This window comes from Candidatus Caccoplasma merdavium (assembly GCA_018715595.1).
Taxonomy (GTDB): Bacteria; Bacteroidota; Bacteroidia; order Bacteroidales; family UBA11471; genus Caccoplasma; species Caccoplasma merdavium.
In genome coordinates, this window is sequence record DVLI01000026.1 from 73225 (window position 1) to 92146 (window position 18922).

18 protein-coding genes are annotated in these 18922 nt (G+C 50.5%); 17 read left to right on the forward strand and 1 reads right to left on the reverse strand.

Annotation, left to right across the window (positions count from 1 at the left end):
- Positions 1–42 precede the first annotated feature (42 nt).
- From IAD09_08895 to IAD09_08915, 5 genes are all read left to right on the forward strand, one after another.
- Positions 43–2604, forward strand: a complete 2562-nt coding sequence (locus tag IAD09_08895; GenBank protein ID HIT82336.1) for an adenosylcobalamin-dependent ribonucleoside-diphosphate reductase — start codon at positions 43–45, stop codon at positions 2602–2604.
- Positions 2604–5282, forward strand: a complete 2679-nt coding sequence (locus tag IAD09_08900; GenBank protein HIT82337.1) for a 4-alpha-glucanotransferase — start codon at positions 2604–2606, stop codon at positions 5280–5282. The genes IAD09_08895 and IAD09_08900 overlap by 1 nt, the downstream gene beginning before the upstream one ends.
- Before the next feature lie 113 nt (positions 5283–5395).
- On the forward strand, positions 5396–5998 hold the full coding sequence (locus tag IAD09_08905) for a TetR/AcrR family transcriptional regulator (protein ID HIT82338.1): 603 nt from the start codon (positions 5396–5398) through the stop codon (positions 5996–5998).
- 12 nt (positions 5999–6010) lie between these two features.
- Positions 6011–6757, forward strand: a complete 747-nt coding sequence (gene fabG / locus IAD09_08910) for a 3-oxoacyl-[acyl-carrier-protein] reductase (protein ID HIT82339.1) — start codon at positions 6011–6013, stop codon at positions 6755–6757.
- A gap of 9 nt (positions 6758–6766) precedes the next feature.
- A complete protein-coding gene (locus IAD09_08915) occupies positions 6767–7459 on the forward strand; it encodes an RNA pseudouridine synthase (protein ID HIT82340.1) in 693 nt (230 codons plus the stop codon).
- 74 nt (positions 7460–7533) lie between these two features.
- Here IAD09_08915 and IAD09_08920 read toward each other — a convergent pair whose 3' ends face one another.
- Entirely contained in the window at positions 7534–7692 is a 159-nt protein-coding gene (locus IAD09_08920; protein HIT82341.1) for a hypothetical protein, read from the reverse strand.
- Positions 7693–7767: 75 nt separating this feature from the next.
- Between IAD09_08920 and IAD09_08925 the strand changes: the two genes are divergently transcribed.
- The 12 genes from IAD09_08925 to IAD09_08980 all read left to right on the forward strand — a co-directional run bounded on the left by IAD09_08925 (position 7768) and on the right by IAD09_08980 (position 18842).
- On the forward strand, positions 7768–9045 hold the full coding sequence (locus IAD09_08925) for a DUF1593 domain-containing protein (GenBank protein ID HIT82342.1): 1278 nt from the start codon (positions 7768–7770) through the stop codon (positions 9043–9045).
- Positions 9046–9365: 320 nt separating this feature from the next.
- Positions 9366–9884, forward strand: a complete 519-nt coding sequence (locus IAD09_08930; GenBank protein HIT82343.1) for a ferritin — start codon at positions 9366–9368, stop codon at positions 9882–9884.
- A 223-nt stretch (positions 9885–10107) separates the two neighbouring features.
- Complete coding sequence (gene kduI, locus IAD09_08935; GenBank protein ID HIT82344.1) at positions 10108–10950, forward strand: 5-dehydro-4-deoxy-D-glucuronate isomerase; 843 nt, start codon at positions 10108–10110, stop codon at positions 10948–10950.
- Positions 10951–10972: 22 nt separating this feature from the next.
- The gene (locus IAD09_08940) at positions 10973–11767 is read left to right on the forward strand and encodes a gluconate 5-dehydrogenase (GenBank protein HIT82345.1); all 795 of its coding nucleotides are present in this window, start codon (positions 10973–10975) and stop codon (positions 11765–11767) included.
- Between the two features lie 12 nt (positions 11768–11779).
- On the forward strand, positions 11780–13027 hold the full coding sequence (locus IAD09_08945; GenBank protein HIT82346.1) for a DUF4861 domain-containing protein: 1248 nt from the start codon (positions 11780–11782) through the stop codon (positions 13025–13027).
- A gap of 170 nt (positions 13028–13197) precedes the next feature.
- On the forward strand, positions 13198–14073 hold the full coding sequence (purU, locus tag IAD09_08950) for a formyltetrahydrofolate deformylase (GenBank protein HIT82347.1): 876 nt from the start codon (positions 13198–13200) through the stop codon (positions 14071–14073).
- Between the two features lie 8 nt (positions 14074–14081).
- Positions 14082–14672, forward strand: coding sequence for an imidazole glycerol phosphate synthase subunit HisH (gene hisH, locus IAD09_08955; protein HIT82348.1), 591 nt, complete (start codon positions 14082–14084; stop codon positions 14670–14672).
- A 3-nt stretch (positions 14673–14675) separates the two neighbouring features.
- A complete protein-coding gene (gene hisA / locus IAD09_08960) occupies positions 14676–15395 on the forward strand; it encodes a 1-(5-phosphoribosyl)-5-[(5-phosphoribosylamino)methylideneamino]imidazole-4-carboxamide isomerase (GenBank protein HIT82349.1) in 720 nt (239 codons plus the stop codon).
- 19 nt (positions 15396–15414) lie between these two features.
- Positions 15415–16572: an exo-alpha-sialidase gene (locus tag IAD09_08965; GenBank protein HIT82350.1), complete on the forward strand. Its 1158-nt coding sequence runs from the start codon at positions 15415–15417 to the stop codon at positions 16570–16572.
- A gap of 203 nt (positions 16573–16775) precedes the next feature.
- Positions 16776–17531, forward strand: a complete 756-nt coding sequence (hisF, locus tag IAD09_08970) for an imidazole glycerol phosphate synthase subunit HisF (protein ID HIT82351.1) — start codon at positions 16776–16778, stop codon at positions 17529–17531.
- A 12-nt stretch (positions 17532–17543) separates the two neighbouring features.
- Entirely contained in the window at positions 17544–18140 is a 597-nt protein-coding gene (locus IAD09_08975; protein HIT82352.1) for a bifunctional phosphoribosyl-AMP cyclohydrolase/phosphoribosyl-ATP diphosphatase HisIE, read from the forward strand.
- Positions 18141–18149: 9 nt separating this feature from the next.
- On the forward strand, positions 18150–18842 hold the full coding sequence (locus IAD09_08980; protein HIT82353.1) for an ATP-binding cassette domain-containing protein: 693 nt from the start codon (positions 18150–18152) through the stop codon (positions 18840–18842).
- Positions 18843–18922: the final 80 nt, after the last annotated feature.

Here is an 18922-nt window from a genome sequence, read left to right on the forward strand (position 1 = left end):
ATTGAAAAAACACCATTAGCAAACATTTTAAACCAATTTATTGTGGAATCAAAAAGTTATACCTACGATGAGGCGTTCCAGTCGTCATTGGAATACTTCAAAGGAGATGAGTTGGCAGCCCGTGTTTGGGTCAACAAGTATGCCCTGAAAGACTCGTTTGGGAACATTTATGAGAAAAATCCCGAAGACATGCACATGCGTCTGGCTTCGGAGATTGCGCGGATAGAGAACAACTATCCCAATCCCTTGTCGGTGGAGAAACTTATGGAACTCTTCCGAGACTTTAAGTATATCGTGCCTCAGGGCAGCCCCATGAGCGGCATCGGCAACAATTATCAAATCGGGTCGTTGTCGAATTGCTTCGTGATAGGTATGGAAGGAAATGCCGACTCGTATGGCGGTGTGATGAAAATCGACGAAGAGCAGGTACAACTTATGAAACGCCGCGGCGGGGTAGGACATGACCTTTCGCACATACGCCCCAAAGGGTCGCCCGTGAAAAACTCGGCGTTGACCTCGACCGGTTTGGTTCCCTTTATGGAACGCTATTCCAATTCCACCCGTGAAGTGGCCCAGGATGGCCGCCGTGGAGCTTTGATGCTCAGTGTCTCGATAAAACACCCTGACTCGGAGTCGTTTATCGACGCCAAGATGACCGAAGGGAAAGTGACCGGTGCCAATGTCTCGGTGAGAATGACCGACGATTTCATGCAAGCCGCCATCGACGGACGTCCTTATACGCAACAATATCCCATCGATGGCGAAAACCCGATGGTGACAAAAGAGGTCGATGCACAAGCTATCTGGAAAAAAATCGTGCACAATGCCTGGAAGTCGGCCGAGCCCGGTGTCCTCTTTTGGGATACGATTATCCGGGAGTCGATTCCCGACTGCTATGCCGATTTGGGATTCCGTACCATATCGACCAACCCCTGTGGCGAGATACCCCTCTGTCCCTATGACAGCTGCCGCCTGTTGGCCATCAACCTCTACTCATACGTCGTGAATCCCTTCACGCCGAACGCCTATTTCGATTTCGACCTCTTCCGAGAACATGTGCAACTCGCCCAACGCATTATGGACGACATCATCGACCTCGAAATGGAGAAAATCGACCGCATACTCGACAAGATACACTCCGACCCCGAATCGGACGAAATCAAACGCACCGAAGTGCAACTCTGGGAAAAGATACGTGCCAAAACGCTCAAAGGTCGCCGTACCGGTGTGGGAACCACGGCCGAGGGCGACATGATTGCCGCCATGGGGCTGCGTTACGGTACCGAAGAGGCCACGACCTTCTCCGAGAGCGTGCACAAGGCATTGGCCCTTGCCGCATACCGTTCGTCGGTCGACATGGCTCGCGAACGTGGCGCATTTGAGATATACAACACGCAGCGTGAGGAGAAAAATCCTTTTATCAACCGCTTGCGCGAAGCCGACCCGCAACTCTACGAAGATATGGCGCGTTGGGGACGCCGTAACATTGCCTGCCTCACCATTGCACCTACCGGTACGACCAGCCTTATGACACAGACCACTTCGGGCATTGAGCCTGTTTTCATGCCCGTGTACCGCCGGCGTCGCAAGGTGAATCCCAATGATACCGATGTGAGAGTCGATTACATCGATGAGTCGGGCGACGCCTTTGAAGAATATCTCGTTTACCATCATAAGTTCGTGACTTGGATGCAGATGAACGGATATGAAGTGCGTAACAATTATACCCAAAGCGAAATCGACGAAATCATTTCGCGTTCGCCCTACTACAAAGCCACATCGAACGATATCGACTGGATACAGAAAGTGCGTATGCAGGGCCGAGTGCAGAAGTGGGTCGACCATTCTATCAGCGTTACCATCAACCTGCCGGCCGATGTGACCGAAGAATTGGTTGGCGACCTCTATGTCGAGGCTTGGCGTTGCGGTTGCAAAGGGTGTACGGTCTATCGCGAAGGGTCGCGTTCGGGTGTACTCATTGCCGTGCAGAAAGAAGCCAAAAAGGAGAAAGAAAAAGAAGCTGCCGCAGCTGCCGCTGCGCAACCCGCGGCTCCCGGCGATATGGTGCGTCCCACCGAACTCGAAGCCGACGTGGTGCGTTTCCAAAACAACCGCGAGAAATGGATTGCCTTTATCGGCTTGAAAGACGGTAAGCCCTATGAAATCTTCACCGGTCTCGCCGATGATGAAGACGGTATCTTGATACCGAAAAACATCACCAAAGGGAAAATCATCAAAGCCTACGACGAGAACGGCACAAAGCATTACGATTTCCAATTCCGCAACAAACGAGGCTATAAGACCACCATCGAGGGACTTTCTGAGAAATTCAATCCCGAGTACTGGAACTATGCCAAACTCATTTCGGGCGTGTTGCGTTACGGCATGCCCATCGAGCAGGTTCTCAAACTGGTCGGCTCGCTGCAACTCAACAGCGAAAACATCAATACCTGGAAAAACGGTGTGGAACGGGCGTTGAAGAAATACATGCCCAACGGCGCCAGTGCCAGCGGACAGAAATGTCCCAAGTGCGGGCAAGAGACACTCGTCTACCAGGAAGGCTGCCTGATTTGTACCTCATGTGGAACCTCTAAGTGCGGATAATGCAAATTACATTCAATATTGAATATCACACCCGTTGGGGGCAACAACTATGTATAAGCGGAGGTGTCGAAGCCTTAGGTTCCCATTGTGAGGAGAAGGCACGGCCCATGCACTATGCCGATGACGGTTGGTGGACTCTGACCATCGACGTCGACACGAATAGTGCGTTCACTTATCGGTATATGGTGCGCGAAGACGGAGATGTGTCTCGAAAAGAGTGGGGTGGGGAACATTGTTTCCGCCCCACTTTTGGCATTTCGGCCTACCAGGTCTATGATGAGTGGTTTCAAATTGCGAAAGACCACCCGTTCCACTCGTCGGCCGTGCAGCAGAGCGGTATTTTGCGGCGCGAGAAACTTCCCGTCACCGAAACCGAAAAAGCCGGCGTGCGTTTTGAAATCAATGCACCGGCACTTTTGCCGCATGAGGCGTTGGCCGTTGTGGGAACCTTTACGGCGCAGCCGTGGAGCGTGGAGTCGGCCTGTATCATGTCCGATCGCCATTATCCCGTGTGGTCGGTGACCTTCCCCGGCGAGATAGTATGTCTGCCGGTGGAGTACAAATTCGTAGTGGTCGACAAGTCCACGCGGCATATCATCGCTTGGGAAGAAGGCGAGAATCGTCGGTTGCCCTTCTTGGTGGCACGTCCCGGAGAGACAATCATCGTCGGTGCCACTCATTTGCGCCTGTTCCGCCCCTTGTGGAAAGGGGCAGGGGTGGCCATACCCGTATTCTCGCTGCGCTCGGAGTCGAGTTGGGGCATCGGGGAGTTTCTCGACCTCGAAAAGATGGTCGATTGGGCTGTCTCGACCCATCAACGGCTGATACAGCTGTTGCCCATCAACGACACCACCATGTGGCACACATGGCTCGATTCCTATCCCTACCGCGCCAATTCGGTCTATGCCTTGCACCCCGTATATCTGCATCTGCCCGAAATCGGACGACTTTCCGATGCGGCGTCAATGGCCCGTTTCGAACAAGAAGCCGCCCGGCTGAATGCATTGCCGGCGGTCGATTATGAAGCCGTGACCCGATTGAAGAGTGATTATATGCAGCGCCTTTACGACGAGGTGGGCGGGCAAACTTTGGCGTCACCCGACTATGCCCGCTTCTTTGCCGACAACCGCGATTGGCTGGTGCCCTATGCCGCCTTCTGCTATCTGCGTGATACGCTGCACACGCCCGTTGCCTCGCAGTGGGGGGAGTATGCCGTGTATGATGCCGAAAAAATAGCCCGTCTTACGGGCGAAGATAGCGAAGCCTATCCGGCTGTGGCCCGATACTATTTCGAGCAATACCACCTCCATCGTCAATTATCGAGAGTGCGGGATTATGCACGGAGCAAGGGCGTCGTGCTCAAAGGCGACCTGCCGATAGGCGTGAGCCACGAGAGCGTCGATGCCTGGGTCAATCCCCACCTGTTCAACCTCTCGATGTGCGCAGGCGCTCCGCCCGATGATTTCTCCATTACCGGGCAGAACTGGGGATTCCCCACCTATGACTGGGACGAGATGGCCAAAGACGGGTATAGCTGGTGGAAAGCCCGCTTTACAAAAATGGCGGAGTATTTCGATGCCTATCGCATCGACCACATCTTGGGCTTTTTCCGCATTTGGGAAATCCCCGATACCGCCGTTGAAGGGTTGCCGGGACATTTCAATGCGGCCAAACCGTTCACGGTCGAAGAACTGGCTCATTATGGCTTCTTCTTTGATGCCCGACGTCATGCCGAGCCATACATCTGCGAAGCGATGCTTCCCGAAATTTTCGGGCCGTATGCCGATGAAGTGAAAGAAGAGTATCTCTTACCCCTTGCCGACGGACACTTCGCCCTGAAAGAGACGGTCGACAATCAAAAGAAAATTGCGGCACATTTCCAGGATACTTGTGATGAGCGGGCACAAAAGATAAAAGCGGGATTGATGCGTCTTACCGATGAAATCCTGTTCGTGCCCGACCCCTATGTGGCCGGAACCTGGCACCCGCGCATTCATGCACACGAGACAGATAGTTTCAAGGCATTGCCCGAAGAGATGCAACGGAGTTACCGTCATCTGCATGATGATTTCTATTACAGCCGTCATGACGACTTCTGGCGTGATGAGGCGTTGAAGAAATTGCCAACGCTCATCTCTTCGACGCAGATGCTGGTGTGTGGGGAGGATTTGGGCATGATACCGCATTGTGTGCCCGACGTGATGGAGCAGTTGCAGATACTCTCCCTCGAAATCGAACGCATGCCCAAGGAACCTTATTGCGAATTTGGAGACCCGTCGCGTTATCCCTACCTGTCGGTGTGCACGACATCGACCCATGACATGTCGGGAATCCGCGGGTGGTGGGAAGAAGACGCCGAGCGGACCCAACGATACTACAATACCATTTTGCAACGAGAGGGAGAGCCTCCCGTCCAGTGTCCGCCCTATCTTTGTGAAGCCATTATCCGACGCCATCTCGAATCTCCGTCGATGTGGGTCATTCTGCCGCTGCAAGACTGGTTGTCGCTCTCCATCGATATACGGTTGCCCGACCCGTCGCTCGAACGCATCAATGTGCCGGCCAACCCCCGGAACTATTGGCATTATCGCATGCATCTGACGCTTGAATCACTCCTCGCACAAGATGACTTCAATGCGCTGGTGCGTAATTTGGTCGAGACTTCTTCGCGTCGGTAGCCGCACGATTGTCGGGCCTACATCGCAGAAATAATCCTTGGGAGAGTTTGCCGGGAAGAATAAATGTGTTATTTTTGCCTTAGTTAAAACCACGGTGCCGTATGAAAGAACTTATGTCGAAAACGCGGAAACTCCTGGTCGATACAGCCCGGCAGTTGTTTGCTCAGAAAGGTATCGACAATACCACGATGAACAATATCGCGTTGGCTTCGGGAAAAGGTCGGCGCACATTGTATACCTATTTCAGGAGCAAGACAGAAGTCTATGAGGCCGTCATAGAGTCGGAGTTGTCGCATTTGACACACCAGCTTGGCGATGTGGTGGGGCGAGACCTGCCACCCGATGAGAAACTCACGACATACATACAGGTGCGTTTCGATGTTTTCAGAGAGACCATTCTGCGCAACGGCACGTTGAAAGCCGAGTTTTTCAGGGACATTCGGCAAGTTGAGTCAGCCCGCAAGAACATCGACAAGCAAGAAATCGAGTTTCTGCGGCGTATTATCGATGACGGCATCAAGAAGAAGATTTTCAGGTCGGTGCCCATTCTGCCTACCTCGTGGGTGATTCACTGTTGCCTCAAAGGTCTCGAAGTGCCCTATCTCAAAGGCATTTTCTCGGACATGGGTTTTGACTCGGCAAAACTGAAAGAATTTATTGCAGACCTCACCAAATCGTGTCTCGGATACGAAAAAAATAAGCAAACACAACTCTAAAAATAACAGATTATGAAATTACTCGAAGGAAAAGTTGCCCTTATCACAGGTGCAGCGCGCGGCATCGGAAAAGCCGTTGCTCTCAAATTCGCGCAAGAAGGCGCTCATGTGGCATTCACCGATTTGGTTATCGATGAAAACGGAAAAGCCACCGAAGCCGAGATTGCCGCCTATGGCGTGAAAGCCAAAGGGTATGCATCGAATGCCGCCAACTTTGAAGAGACCGAAAAAATTGTCAATCAAGTCAAAGAAGATTTTGGCGCGATAGATATTCTCGTCAACAATGCCGGTATCACCAAAGATGGTTTGATGATGCGCATGAGCGAAGCCCAGTGGGACGCAGTCATCAATGTCAATCTGAAATCGGCTTTCAACTTTATCCATGCCTGCACCCCCATCATGATGCGTCAGAAAAGTGGCAGCATCATCAACATGGCATCGGTCGTAGGTGTGCATGGAAACGCAGGCCAAGCCAACTATTCGGCTTCGAAAGCCGGTATGATAGGATTGGCCAAATCCATTGCCCAGGAACTCGGCTCGCGCGGTATCCGTGCCAACGCCATCGCTCCCGGCTTCATCATCACCGATATGACGGCCAAACTTCCTGATGACGTAAAAGCCGAGTGGTGCAAGAAAATTCCTCTCCGTCGTGGCGGAACGCCCGAAGATGTGGCCAACATCGCTACGTTCCTCGCATCGGATATGTCGTCGTATGTCTCGGGTCAAGTGATCCAAGTCGACGGCGGTATGAACATGTAATGCGCCTCTATGGAAGTCTTGTACGAAGACAATCATCTGATTATCGTCAATAAGAGTACCTCGGAAATTGTCCAGGGCGACAAAACGGGTGATACCCCGTTGAGCGAAACCCTCAAAGTTTGGCTCAAAGAGAAATATCACAAGCCCGGAAACGTTTTTGTCGGCGTGACCCATCGACTCGACCGACCGGTGAGCGGCATTGTCGTCTTTGCCAAAACCAGCAAAGCATTGGCTCGTCTCAACGAGATGTTCCGCACCGGAGAAGTGAAAAAGACCTATTGGGCGATTGTGCAGTCGGCTCCCGAGCGCGAGGCCGATGAGATAACCCATTATCTCGTGCGCAACGAGAAGCTCAACAAGTCGGTTGCCTGGGATACCCCCCGGCCCAATGCCAAAGAGGCGGTGTTGGCTTATCGCACCCTGGCACGGAGCGAGAATTACACCCTTTTGGAGGTGTCCCTCAAAACCGGACGTCACCATCAAATCCGCTGTCAGCTCTCCAAAATAGGAGCTCCCATCAAAGGCGATTTGAAATACGGCGCTCGGCGCTCCAACCCCGATGGCGGCATTTCGCTTCATGCCCGTAGCATCTCGTTTATCCACCCCGTGTCGAAGCTCCCCATTGATGTTACGGCACCCGTGCCCGATGATGCGCTGTGGAAATATTTCGAGCGTGTTGTTTCGCCCTCGGCCACCGAGTAGTATTCTTCATAAAGAACAAAAGGGAGATGAACAATTTTTTTCATCTCCTTTTTTGTATATGGAGAAGGACTTAATCAATAAAGGGCTTTTACCGGTTGCTTTTCGATTTTTTTTATGGCCTCTTCATCGATGTGATTGTCGGTGATGAGGGTGTGTACCAGAGAGATGGGTCCGAGGCTGGCAAACGAACAGTTCCCGATTTTGGAAGAGTCGGCTACCAAAAAGATTTTCAAGGAACGTTCAACATGATTTTGTAGAAAGATTCAAGGAATTGATAAAATAGAACCGAAACATAATATTCTCACGATATGAAAAAATATTGCATTTTGTTCCTGTCGCTGTGTGTGGCTTCCCTATGGACTTGTACAACCGAAAATCCGGCACCGAAACACCGGATATTGATCAGTACCGACATTGGCGGTACCGACCCCGACGACAACCAGTCGATGGCGCACCTGCTCATGTATAGCGATTGTTTCGACATCGAAGGCTTGGTATCATCACCCTCTTTCGGTGAAGGCTCAAAAGAGGAGATCCTTCGCATGATAGACCTCTATGAAGCCGATTACGACCGTTTGAAGAACCACGCCGCCGGCTGTCTTCCGCCCGACTCCTTGCGTCGTCTCTGCAAGCAAGGACGTAGAGGCTTGCTGCCCTATTACGGCTATGAAACCCCTACCGAAGGGTCGGAGTGGATTGTCTCCTGCGCCCGCAAGGAAGATCCCCGTCTGTTGTGGATTCTCGTGTGGGGAAGCCTCGATGACGTGGCACAGGCCCTGCATGACGCACCCGATATTTTGCCCCGCATACGGGTCTATTGGATTGGCGGCCCCAACAAGAAGTGGGGCGTAAACAGTTACGCCTACATCGTCGAAAATTTTCCCGATCTGTGGATTATCGAGAACAATGCCTCCTATCGGGGATTCATCGGGAACAACAAAAAAGACGACGTCTACAACATGCGTTATTACGACACCTATATCAAGGGCGCCGGTAACCTTGGAGCCGATTTTATCGATTATTACGAAGGTCAGGTAAAGATGGGCGACACGCCGTCGTTGCTCTATGTGATGAACGGTAACCCCGAAATTCCCGAAGGCGAGAGTTGGGGCGGAAGTTTTGAAAAGATGTCGCACAGTCCCCGTACGATATTTACCCGCCACACGACGTTGCAGGATACCGTCCCGGTCTATTCGGTTGTGGAGTTCCGTCTCAATGGCCCCGAAATCGATAAGCCGGCAGGTGCCCGTTGTTTCGACTTTATCATTGACCGTCAGACGTGGGACGGCGTCTATCTTGGCGACGGACTTTTTGCCGTGCGATATGCCCCCAAGGCGCCTGCTACGCTCGATTACCGTATTGTATCCGATATCAAGGAGTTCGATGGCCAGACAGGCGTCTTTGTCGTGAGCCGGAAGTGGCCGGGAAAGAAACGTGCCGACAGTTACGAAGTGGGAGCCAATTGGTATACCGACCGTTGTGACAAAGCTCTTTTTGAAAGGCTTTGGCAAGGAAGCAAAACCGTGTCGAAATGGCGTAACGATGTCCTTGACGATTGGGCCGAGCGGTGGAGTTGGTTGAAATGATTGTGTTTTGAAAAAATCTCAGTTATGAAAAGCAAATCTTTATTGATAAATTCTACGAGTCTCTCACCCTTGATAAATGAGATAGCGTGAGACCTTGCGGAGTTTTCTCCACAAGGTCCCGCTTTTTTACAATCCTTGTCGAAGACGAGCGGCCCAGTTTGGGAACGCGGGTTTTATTTGTCACAGCTCTTGTTTTTACATATCCATTTCATGGGAGAGGGGTTTGAGATAGCAGATTTTTACGGGGGAAATCGTTGTTTTTTCAATCCGAATTTTTATTTTTGCGTTTTAAAACAGACAACCTGTAAAAACAAGACACTATGTTAAGTAAAAAAATGGAAGATGCGCTCAATGCGCAAATCAATGCCGAGTTCTGGTCGGCCTATCTCTATCTGTCGATGTCGGCCAATTTCGCCGCTCACGGAAATCCCGGTTTTGCCAACTGGTTCTCCGTTCAGTTCAAAGAAGAACAGGACCATGCCATGATTTTTATCAAATACATTCTTTCGCGTGGTGGAAAAGTCACCCTCAAAGCTATCGACAACGTGCAGACCGAATGGGCTACTCCGCTGGCCGCATTCGAAGACACTTTGGCTCATGAGAAGAAAGTGACGGCCATGATCAACAATCTCTATGCCATGGCCGAAGAGGAGAAGGATTATGCCACCAAAAGCATGTTGGGCTGGTTTATCGACGAGCAGGTCGAGGAAGAAGAAACCGCACAAGGATATATCGATGCCTTGAAGATGATCAAGGACAATGGCTTTGGCATTTATACGCTCGATAAGGAGTTGGGCGCCCGCACCTATACCCAGGCAGCCCCACTTGCCGGAAAATGATTTTAACGCGATTTTTACACAAAAGACAAAGATACCCTGCAAGAAACTGCGGGGTATCTTTTTGTATATGAGATTCCTAATAAAAAAACAGCCGTGGGTGCAGAAATAAAGTTTGGATAAAAAACCACAAAAAAATAGCGTATTACAGGATTTCTTTATACATTTGTAAGGCTTGTAAATTAGCCCGAGTATGGAATATTCAAATCTCAAATAAAATTTCCCTATGAAAACCAATTACGAATTGCGCTATGCAGCGCACCCCAAAGATGCCAAAAATTACGATACGGCACGTCTGCGTGAAGATTTCCTCATTCAAAATCTTTTCGTCGACAACGAAGTGAACATGGTATATTCGATGTACGACCGTTTGGTGGTAGGCGGCGCCAAACCTGTGGGAGAGGAGCTCGTGCTCGAAGCTATCGACCCGCTGAAAGCCACTCACTTCCTGAGCCGTCGCGAATTGGGTATATTCAATGTCGGTGGAGCCGGCCGTGTGAAAGTCGATGGAAAAGTATTCGACCTCGATTTCAAGGAGGCACTCTATCTCGGTAGCGGTGACCGCACCGTCACCTTCGAGAGCGTCGATGCTGCCAAACCCGCCAAATTCTATTTCAATTCGGCTCCGGCACACTGCAACTATCCCGACAAGAAAGTGACCAAAGCCGATGCCGTCGTGGCCGAAATGGGTTCGCTCGAAGGTTCCAACCACCGCAACATCAATAAAATGCTCGTATGCCAAGTCCTCCCGACCTGCCAGTTGCAGATGGGTATGACCGAGTTGCAACCCGGTAGCATTTGGAACACGATGCCGGCACACACCCACAGCCGTCGTATGGAAGCCTATTTCTATTTCGAGATCCCCGAAGGCGATGCCATTTGCCACTTTATGGGCGAACCTACCGAAACCCGCCACATTTGGATGAAAGGCGAGGAAGCCGTGCTCTCACCCGAATGGTCGATACACTCGGCGGCCGCTACCCACAATTACACCTTCATTTGGGGTATGGGCGGAGAGAACCTCGATTACGGAGACCAGGATTTCTACAAATATACCGAACTGAAATAATCACTTTTTAAAATAAACGAATATGGTAAACTTTTCATTAGAAGGAAAAATCGCTCTTGTAACAGGAGCTTCTTATGGTATAGGTTTTGCTATCGCCAGTGGCTTTGCCAAAGCCGGTGCAACGATTGTATTCAACGACATCAAACAAGAGTTGGTCGACAAAGGACTGGCTGCTTATCAAGAAGCCGGCATCAAAGCTCACGGCTATGTGTGCGATGTGACCAACGAAGAAAAAGTAAACGCATTGGTGGCTCAAATCGAGAAAGAAGTGGGTACAATCGACATATTGGTAAACAATGCCGGTATCATCAAACGTATCCCCATGATTGAAATGACGGCTGCCGAGTTCCGTCAGGTCATCGATGTAGACCTTAATGCTCCTTTCATCGTGGCCAAAGCCGTTATCCCCTCGATGATAAAGAAAGGTCATGGCAAGATTATCAACATCTGTTCCATGATGAGCGAACTGGGTCGCGAAACTGTTTCGGCCTATGCTGCCGCCAAAGGCGGTCTCAAAATGCTCACCCGCAACATCGCATCGGAATATGGCGAATACAACATTCAATGTAATGGCATTGGCCCGGGTTACATTGCCACCCCGCAAACCGCGCCTCTGCGTGAGCGTCAGGCCGACGGCTCTCGTCATCCCTTCGATGCATTTATCGTAGCCAAAACTCCTGCCGCCCGCTGGGGTACCCCCGAAGACTTGGTAGGTCCCGCCGTATTCTTGGCATCGGAAGCCTCTGACTTCGTAAACGGCCATGTGCTCTATGTCGATGGCGGTATCTTGGCTTATATCGGAAAACAACCCAAATAAACAATCAGTCTCATGTCGAAAATAAAAAATCTCTTTTTGGGGGCGTTCATCGTGTTGTTGGCGACTTCGTGTGCCGGCGACGGTGTGAAAGTGGCTGTGGAAAACACAACCGCGTTGGAACGTCAGAATGAAATGATAGAGGTGAATATGGACGATGTTGCAGCACGTTTGCAGTTGGCCGACACGGCCCAGGTCATCGTGCTCGATGCCACAGGCAATCAGTTGCCCTATCAAATCACCTACGATGGCAAACTCATCTTCCAAGCCTCGGTGGCACCCAATGCGACATCGGTCTATACGATAAAAGTGGGTACACCCGAAGTGGTCGAGGTTTTGGCTTGCGGCCGTCAGTATCCCGAACGTGTCGATGACATCGCTTGGGAAAACGACCTCACCGCATACCGCATGTATGGCCCGGCCTTGCAGGCAACCGGTGAGCGCGCATTCGGATATGATGTTTGGGTGAAATCGGTCAAGGAACCCGTTGTCGAAGCCCGTTATGCCTCGGAACTCAACCCTGAGACCATGGAGCAAATCGCCAAATTGAGAAAGACCAATCCCCAAGCAGCCGATGAGCTCTATCGCTCGGTATCTTATCATGTCGACCACGGAAACGGCCTCGATTGCTACAAAGTGGGCCCGACGCTGGGTGGTGGCGCTACCGCACTTGTTGTCGATGGCGAAATCGTTTATCCCTATTGCTACAAAACCTACGAGATTCTCGATAACGGCCCGTTGCGCTTTACGGTAAAAGCCGTTTATAATCCCGAGAATATCAAGGGCAATGACGTGGTAGAGACTCGCATCATATCGCTCGATGCCGGTTCGCAACTCAACAAGACCGTCGTTACTTATGACAATTTGGCTGCTCCTACCACCGTAGTGGCCGGAGTCGTGCTCCACAATCCGCTCGATGAGTGCCGTTACATAGCCAGTGCCGAAGATGGATACCTGGCCTATGCCGACCCCACCGACAATGTCAATAACAACAACGGAACCATCTATGTGGGTTGTGTCTTCCCCGAAGCCATAACCGAGGCTAAGCCTGTCATGTATGAAGAACCCGAAAAGACTGAACTTCGCGGCGGTGCCGACGGTCAGCTCCTTGCTTATACCGAATATGCTCCCGGTAGCGAACTTGTGTACTACTGGGGTTCGGGTTGGAGCAAATACGGCTTTGACACCGATGAGGCTTGGAACACCTACATACAAAATGCTGCTGTGGCCAAAAGAAATCCCTTGAAAGTGACTTTGAAATAATCCACACACATTTTTACGGCTTGTGAATGAAGGTTCCCTGCAAATCATTTTGCAGGGAACTTTTTTTGAAACGGCTAAGACCGAGAATGATACAAATCTTTATTTTTGTGAGATATCTTGACGAGATTTTGTTACCTTTGTCGTCGAAATATATTTATTGTATACGAAAAATGACAAAAAACATATCGAAACCGAGTAAAAATGCCATATTGCTGATGCACTGTCCCGACCAGTCGGGAATCGTGGCCGTCGTTACCGATTTTATCAATATCAATGGCGGAAATATTCTCTACCTCGACCAGTATGTCGATCGCGAGAATCGCATCTTCTTCATGCGCATAGAATGGGATTTGAGCCAGTTTATCATTCCCGAAGACAAAATCGATGACTACTTCCACAAGCTCTGTGCCCAAAAGTATGACATCAATTTCAGCCTGTATTTCAGCGACCGGGTGCCTCGCATGGCCATTTTCGTCTCGAAAATGTCGCATTGCCTCTATGACCTGTTGGCTCGTTACACGGCCGGCGAATGGGAGGTTGAAATACCCCTTATCGTGAGCAATCACCCCGACATGGAGATTGCCGCCAAACGTTTCGGTATCGATTATAAATATTTTCCCATCACCAAAGAAAACAAAGCCGAGCAAGAGGCGGCCGAGCTGGCTCTTCTCAAAGAATACGATATTGAGTTTATCGTGCTGGCTCGCTACATGCAGATTGTCTCGCCCGAGTTTATCGCTCAATATCCCAACCGCATCATCAACATACACCATTCGTTTCTGCCGGCCTTTATTGGGGCCAAGCCTTATCATGCGGCCTTCGAGCGTGGCGTGAAACTTATCGGGGCAACCAGCCACTATGTCACAAACGACCTCGATGCCGGTCCCATAATCGAGCAAGACATTACCCGCATTTCGCACAAAGACCCCGTTGCCAGTCTCATACGCAAAGGTCGTGATTTGGAGAAAATCGTCTTGTCGCGCGCCGTCGAAAAACATATCGAGCGTAAAATCCTCGTATATCAAAACAAAACCGTTGTCTTTTAGTCACTGCTATGCAAGTCGCAATTGTCAAATACAACGCCGGAAACATCTATTCGGTCGATTGTGCATTGAGGCGTGTGGGAGTCGAGCCCACACTCACCGATGACAAAGAGACGCTCATGGCGGCCGACAAGGTGATATTCCCCGGCGTAGGAGAGGCTGCCACGACGATGGCCTATCTCAAAGCCCGTGGGCTGGACCGATTGATTTGTGACCTGAAACAACCCGTTTTGGGCATCTGCATCGGCATGCAGCTCATGTGCCGCCACTCCGAAGAAGGAGATGTCGATTGCTTGGGTATTTTCGATGCCGATGTGAAACGTTTTCGCCCCGAAAATCACGAGCAAAAGGTGCCTCACATGGGCTGGAACACGGTCACGGCGGTCGATAAGCAGATGTTCCCGGCCACTCTCGAAGGGCAGTATGTCTATTTTGTGCACAGCTATTATGTGCCGTTGACACCATATACAACAGCCGTTACCGATTACATACGGCCTTTCAGTGCTGCGCTGCATCGCGACAATTTCTATGCTACCCAGTTCCACATCGAAAAGAGCGGTACCGTAGGAGAAACCATATTCAACCATTTTTTATCGCTTTAAAAGATGATAGAACTCATTCCCGCCATAGATATTATCGACGGTAAATGCGTACGATTGTCGCAAGGCGACTATGCCAGCAAGAAAGTCTATAATGAGGACCCGCTCGAAGTGGCGAAAATGTTTGAAGACAATGGGCTGAAACGTTTGCATGTGGTCGATCTCGACGGTGCCAAGGCTCAGCATATCGTCAATTACAGGACTCTCGAAACCTTGGCTTCGCACACGTCGCTGACGATTGATTTCGGCGGTGGTCTCAAAAGTGACGAAGACTTGAAAATCGCATTTGATAGCGGAGCGCAGATGGTAACCGGAGGTAGTATTGCCGTGAAACGACCGTCGGTGTTCGAGGGTTGGGTGGCTCGCTACGGTGCCGACCGCATCATTCTAGGCGCTGATGTGAAAGATAAGAAAATTGCCGTTGGAGGCTGGTTGGAGGCGTCGGAATGTGACCTATTTTCGTTTGTCTCGGACTATTGCCAAAAAGGGGTCAAAAAAGTCATAACAACCGACATTGCCCAAGACGGAATGTTGCAAGGCCCGTCGACGGCTCTCTATGAAGAAATGTTGCAGAAACTCCCCGACATCTACCTCATTGCCAGTGGCGGGGTAAGCCGTGTCGACGACATCGTATCGCTCGATGAGTTGGGGGTGCAAGGTGTCATCTTCGGGAAAGCCATATATGAAGGGCGCATCGCATTGCGCGATTTACGTCGATTCCTCTAATACCAAATAACTTACTCGTATGAACAAGAAAAACACATTATCGCTTTCATTCTGTGCGACGCTTCTCCTCTCACTCGTGTCGAGTTGTACACCCAAAGAACATCGAGATGGAATTGTGCTCGAAGAGTTCCTGTATGAGCAGGCCGATTTTCCCTCGTGTCATTCCGTGACCCTTGTCGAACTCGCGAATGGTGATTTGTTGGCTACCTATTTTGGCGGCACTTACGAGCGGCACCCCGATGTCGAAATACGCCTGCAACGCAAGACCCCCGATGGCGTGTGGTCGGCACCTCAAAGTGTGGCCACGGGCATTCAGAATGACACGTTGCGTTATCCGACATGGAATCCGGTTATCTTCCAACCTCGTGGAGGCGACCTCATGCTCTATTACAAAGTGGGGCCCAATCCCCGGGAATGGTGGGGCGAATATATCACATCGAGTGACAATGGATATTCGTGGAGCGCTCCCAAACGGATTGAGCTCCCGTTGCTGGGCCCCATCAAGAATAAACCCATACAACTTGCCGATGGTACCCTGATTTCGGGGTCGAGCGACGAAAGCCATGGCTGGCGGGCACATGTCGAACGCAGTACCGATGGCGGCAAGACATGGGAATTTATCGGCCCGTTAAACGATGGAAAAGAGGTGGCGGCCATACAGCCCACATTCCTCCAACATGGGGGAGACACGTTGCAGATGCTGTGCCGTACCAATGGAAAAGACGACAACCAATATATCGTGCAAGCCTGGTCCTACGATGCCGGAAAGACGTGGACCGAAATGTCCGATACGCAATTGCCCAATAACAATTCGGGAATCGATGCTGTCACTTTGAGAGACGGTCGCCATCTCCTTATCTATAACCACTCCACGCGTGATGAGGAAAATTTGGGACACAAGGGGCGTGGCGTCATCAATTTGGCTCTGAGCCATGACGGCGTGAACTGGGAAGCCGCCTTGGTTCTCGATTACATTGTTCAACCCGAGAAGCAATATTCCTATCCCTCTATAATTCAGACGGCCGACGGCCTCGTGCATATTGTCTATACATGGCATCGCGAACGCATCAAACATGTGGTTGTCGATCCTGACAAGTTGGTTACCTATCCCATTGTCGATGGCGTATGGCCTGCCGACAAAGTGCCTCTTGTCGAGTCGCCCGTCGACGCGTTGTAGCAAAAGGGCCCCCTCTTTTGCCGATGTAAAAGAGCCCGATTCCTCGTGAAAGTTAAGTTCTTATTTTTCACGGGAGATATGAGGCCGAACGAAAAAGAAGTTGTATTTTTGTCTTTCATTCGGGCATAATTTGTCAGGAATAGCCCGACAATCCTCCCAACCCGAATGAGGGATATGAGTTGTCCGCCAAAGGAAAAAAGATTATGTTAGCAAAACGCATTGTACCCTGCCTCGATGTAAAAGACGGAAAAACCGTAAAAGGGGTGAATTTTGTCAATTTCAGAGATGCCGGTGACCCGGTGGAACTGGGACAGGTTTATAGCGAGCAAGGTGCCGACGAATTGGTCTATCTCGATATTACAGCTTCCCACGAGGGCCGTAAGACGTTTACCGATTTGGTACGTCGGGTGGCAGCCCACGTGAGCATTCCTTTCACGGTGGGAGGGGGTATCAATGAACTGAGTGACGTGGACCGTTTGTTAAATGCCGGAGCCGACAAAGTCTCCATCAATTCATCGGCCTTGAAAAATCCCGGCTTGATTGGCGAGATTGCAAAGAACTTCGGCTCACAAGTGTGTGTGGTCGCCATCGATGCCAATTGGGAGGCGAACGGCTGGCGCTGTTATCGCAGCGGCGGACGCGTTCCCACCGATAAGGAACTTTTTTCTTGGGCACGGGAGGCGCAAGAACGCGGCGCGGGAGAGATACTCTTCACCAGCATGACCCACGATGGTGTGAAGACGGGCTATGCCAACGAAGCTCTTGCACACCTGCATGACTTGCTCGACATACCGGTCATCGCATCGGGTGGAGCCGGTGCGAAGGAGCACTTTCGCGACGCATTCCTCGCGGGAAAAGCCGATGCCGCTTTGGCTGCCAGCGTGTTTCATTTTGGCGAAATATCCATTCCCGAGTTGAAAGCCTATCTCGCAAAAGAAAATATTTGTGTAAGAATATAATATCGAAAAAATATGGAACTCGATTTTGACAAGATGGGCGGGCTTATTCCCGCCATTGTTCAGGATAATTGCACGGGCAAGGTCCTGATGCTGGGATTCATGAACAAAGAAGCCTATGACAAAACCTTGGAAATAGGCAAAGTAACCTTTTTCAGCCGTACCAAAAACCGTCTGTGGACCAAAGGCGAGGAGAGCGGCCATTTTTTGAACGTGTGTTCTATCCTGGTCGATTGTGACGCCGACACGCTTTTGATAAAAGCCAATCCCGTAGGGCCGGTATGCCACACCGGTAGCGATACTTGTTTCAACGAGAAAAACGATGCCGATTTTTACTTCATACAGTACCTGCAAGACTTTATCGACCGCCGCAAGGCCGAGATGCCCGAAGGTTCTTATACGACATCGCTCTTCAAGAAAGGGGTGAACCGCATGGCTCAAAAGGTGGGCGAAGAAGCCGTCGAGACGGTTATCGAAGCCACCAACGGTACTCGTGAAGGTTTTATCTATGAAGCCTCAGACTTGATATATCACCTGATTGTACTGCTGACCTCCAAAGGGTTGCGCATGGAAGACTTGGCCCGCGAACTCAAAAGCCGCCACAAAGAATAATCTCCCGTTATGGAAAAGCTGCAACTCATCAATTATCGCCAAGTCGAAATTTGCCGCAACGAGCAAGTGGTATTGCAAGATGCCGATTTTGAACTGTACAGCGGCGAATTTGTCTATCTGATAGGTCGTGTGGGCAGCGGAAAAAGCACATTGTTGAAGACCATCTATGCCGAAGTGCCCATACACGACGGCAAAGCGACGGTGTTCGACTTGGATATGCGCAAGATACGTCGTCGTTCCATACCCTATTTGCGTCGTAAGATAGGAATCGTATTTCAAGACTTTCAACTCCTGACCGACCGCTCTGTGCAGAAAAATCTCGAATTCGTGTTACGGGCTACCGGCTGGAAAGACAAGAAAGCCATAGCCGAGCGCATCGAAAAAATACTCCGTCAAGTAGGAATGGAAAATAAAGCCTATCGCATGCCCCATGAACTTTCGGGCGGAGAGCAGCAACGCATCGTCATCGCGCGTGCCCTGCTCAATTCACCCGAGATTATTCTGGCCGACGAGCCTACCGGGAACCTCGACCCGCAGACCGGCAAGCAGATTGTCGCCCTGCTTCATGAGATATGCCATGAAGGAACGGCGGTTGTGATGACGACCCATAATCATTATCTCGTCAAGGAGTTTCCGGGACGTGTGTTGCTCTGCCATGAGAAGCACATTACCGATATTACCGATACGATTCCCACAAAGTGACGCCGAAATGCTGAAATTATGATAAATCGTTATATCTTTGCAGTGCAATATTCAAAAAAGAAACAATAAATATCGAAATA

Excerpts from the sequence above, each read along its gene's own strand:
- IAD09_08925 (HIT82342.1), top strand. The coding sequence starts at position 7,768 with ATGAAAAAATATTGCATTTTGTTCCTGTCGCTGTGTGTGGCTTCCCTA.
- IAD09_08965 (HIT82350.1), top strand. The coding sequence starts at position 15,415 with ATGAACAAGAAAAACACATTATCGCTTTCATTCTGTGCGACGCTTCTC.
- IAD09_08980 (HIT82353.1), top strand. The coding sequence starts at position 18,150 with ATGGAAAAGCTGCAACTCATCAATTATCGCCAAGTCGAAATTTGCCGC.
- kduI (HIT82344.1), top strand. The coding sequence starts at position 10,108 with ATGAAAACCAATTACGAATTGCGCTATGCAGCGCACCCCAAAGATGCC.
- IAD09_08975 (HIT82352.1), top strand. The coding sequence starts at position 17,544 with ATGGAACTCGATTTTGACAAGATGGGCGGGCTTATTCCCGCCATTGTT.
- IAD09_08915 (HIT82340.1), top strand. The coding sequence starts at position 6,767 with ATGGAAGTCTTGTACGAAGACAATCATCTGATTATCGTCAATAAGAGT.
- IAD09_08945 (HIT82346.1), top strand. The coding sequence starts at position 11,780 with ATGTCGAAAATAAAAAATCTCTTTTTGGGGGCGTTCATCGTGTTGTTG.
- purU (HIT82347.1), top strand. The coding sequence starts at position 13,198 with ATGACAAAAAACATATCGAAACCGAGTAAAAATGCCATATTGCTGATG.
- IAD09_08940 (HIT82345.1), top strand. The coding sequence starts at position 10,973 with ATGGTAAACTTTTCATTAGAAGGAAAAATCGCTCTTGTAACAGGAGCT.
- hisF (HIT82351.1), top strand. The coding sequence starts at position 16,776 with ATGTTAGCAAAACGCATTGTACCCTGCCTCGATGTAAAAGACGGAAAA.
- hisH (HIT82348.1), top strand. The coding sequence starts at position 14,082 with ATGCAAGTCGCAATTGTCAAATACAACGCCGGAAACATCTATTCGGTC.
- hisA (HIT82349.1), top strand. The coding sequence starts at position 14,676 with ATGATAGAACTCATTCCCGCCATAGATATTATCGACGGTAAATGCGTA.
- IAD09_08900 (HIT82337.1), top strand. The coding sequence starts at position 2,604 with ATGCAAATTACATTCAATATTGAATATCACACCCGTTGGGGGCAACAA.
- IAD09_08930 (HIT82343.1), top strand. The coding sequence starts at position 9,366 with ATGTTAAGTAAAAAAATGGAAGATGCGCTCAATGCGCAAATCAATGCC.
- fabG (HIT82339.1), top strand. The coding sequence starts at position 6,011 with ATGAAATTACTCGAAGGAAAAGTTGCCCTTATCACAGGTGCAGCGCGC.
- IAD09_08905 (HIT82338.1), top strand. The coding sequence starts at position 5,396 with ATGTCGAAAACGCGGAAACTCCTGGTCGATACAGCCCGGCAGTTGTTT.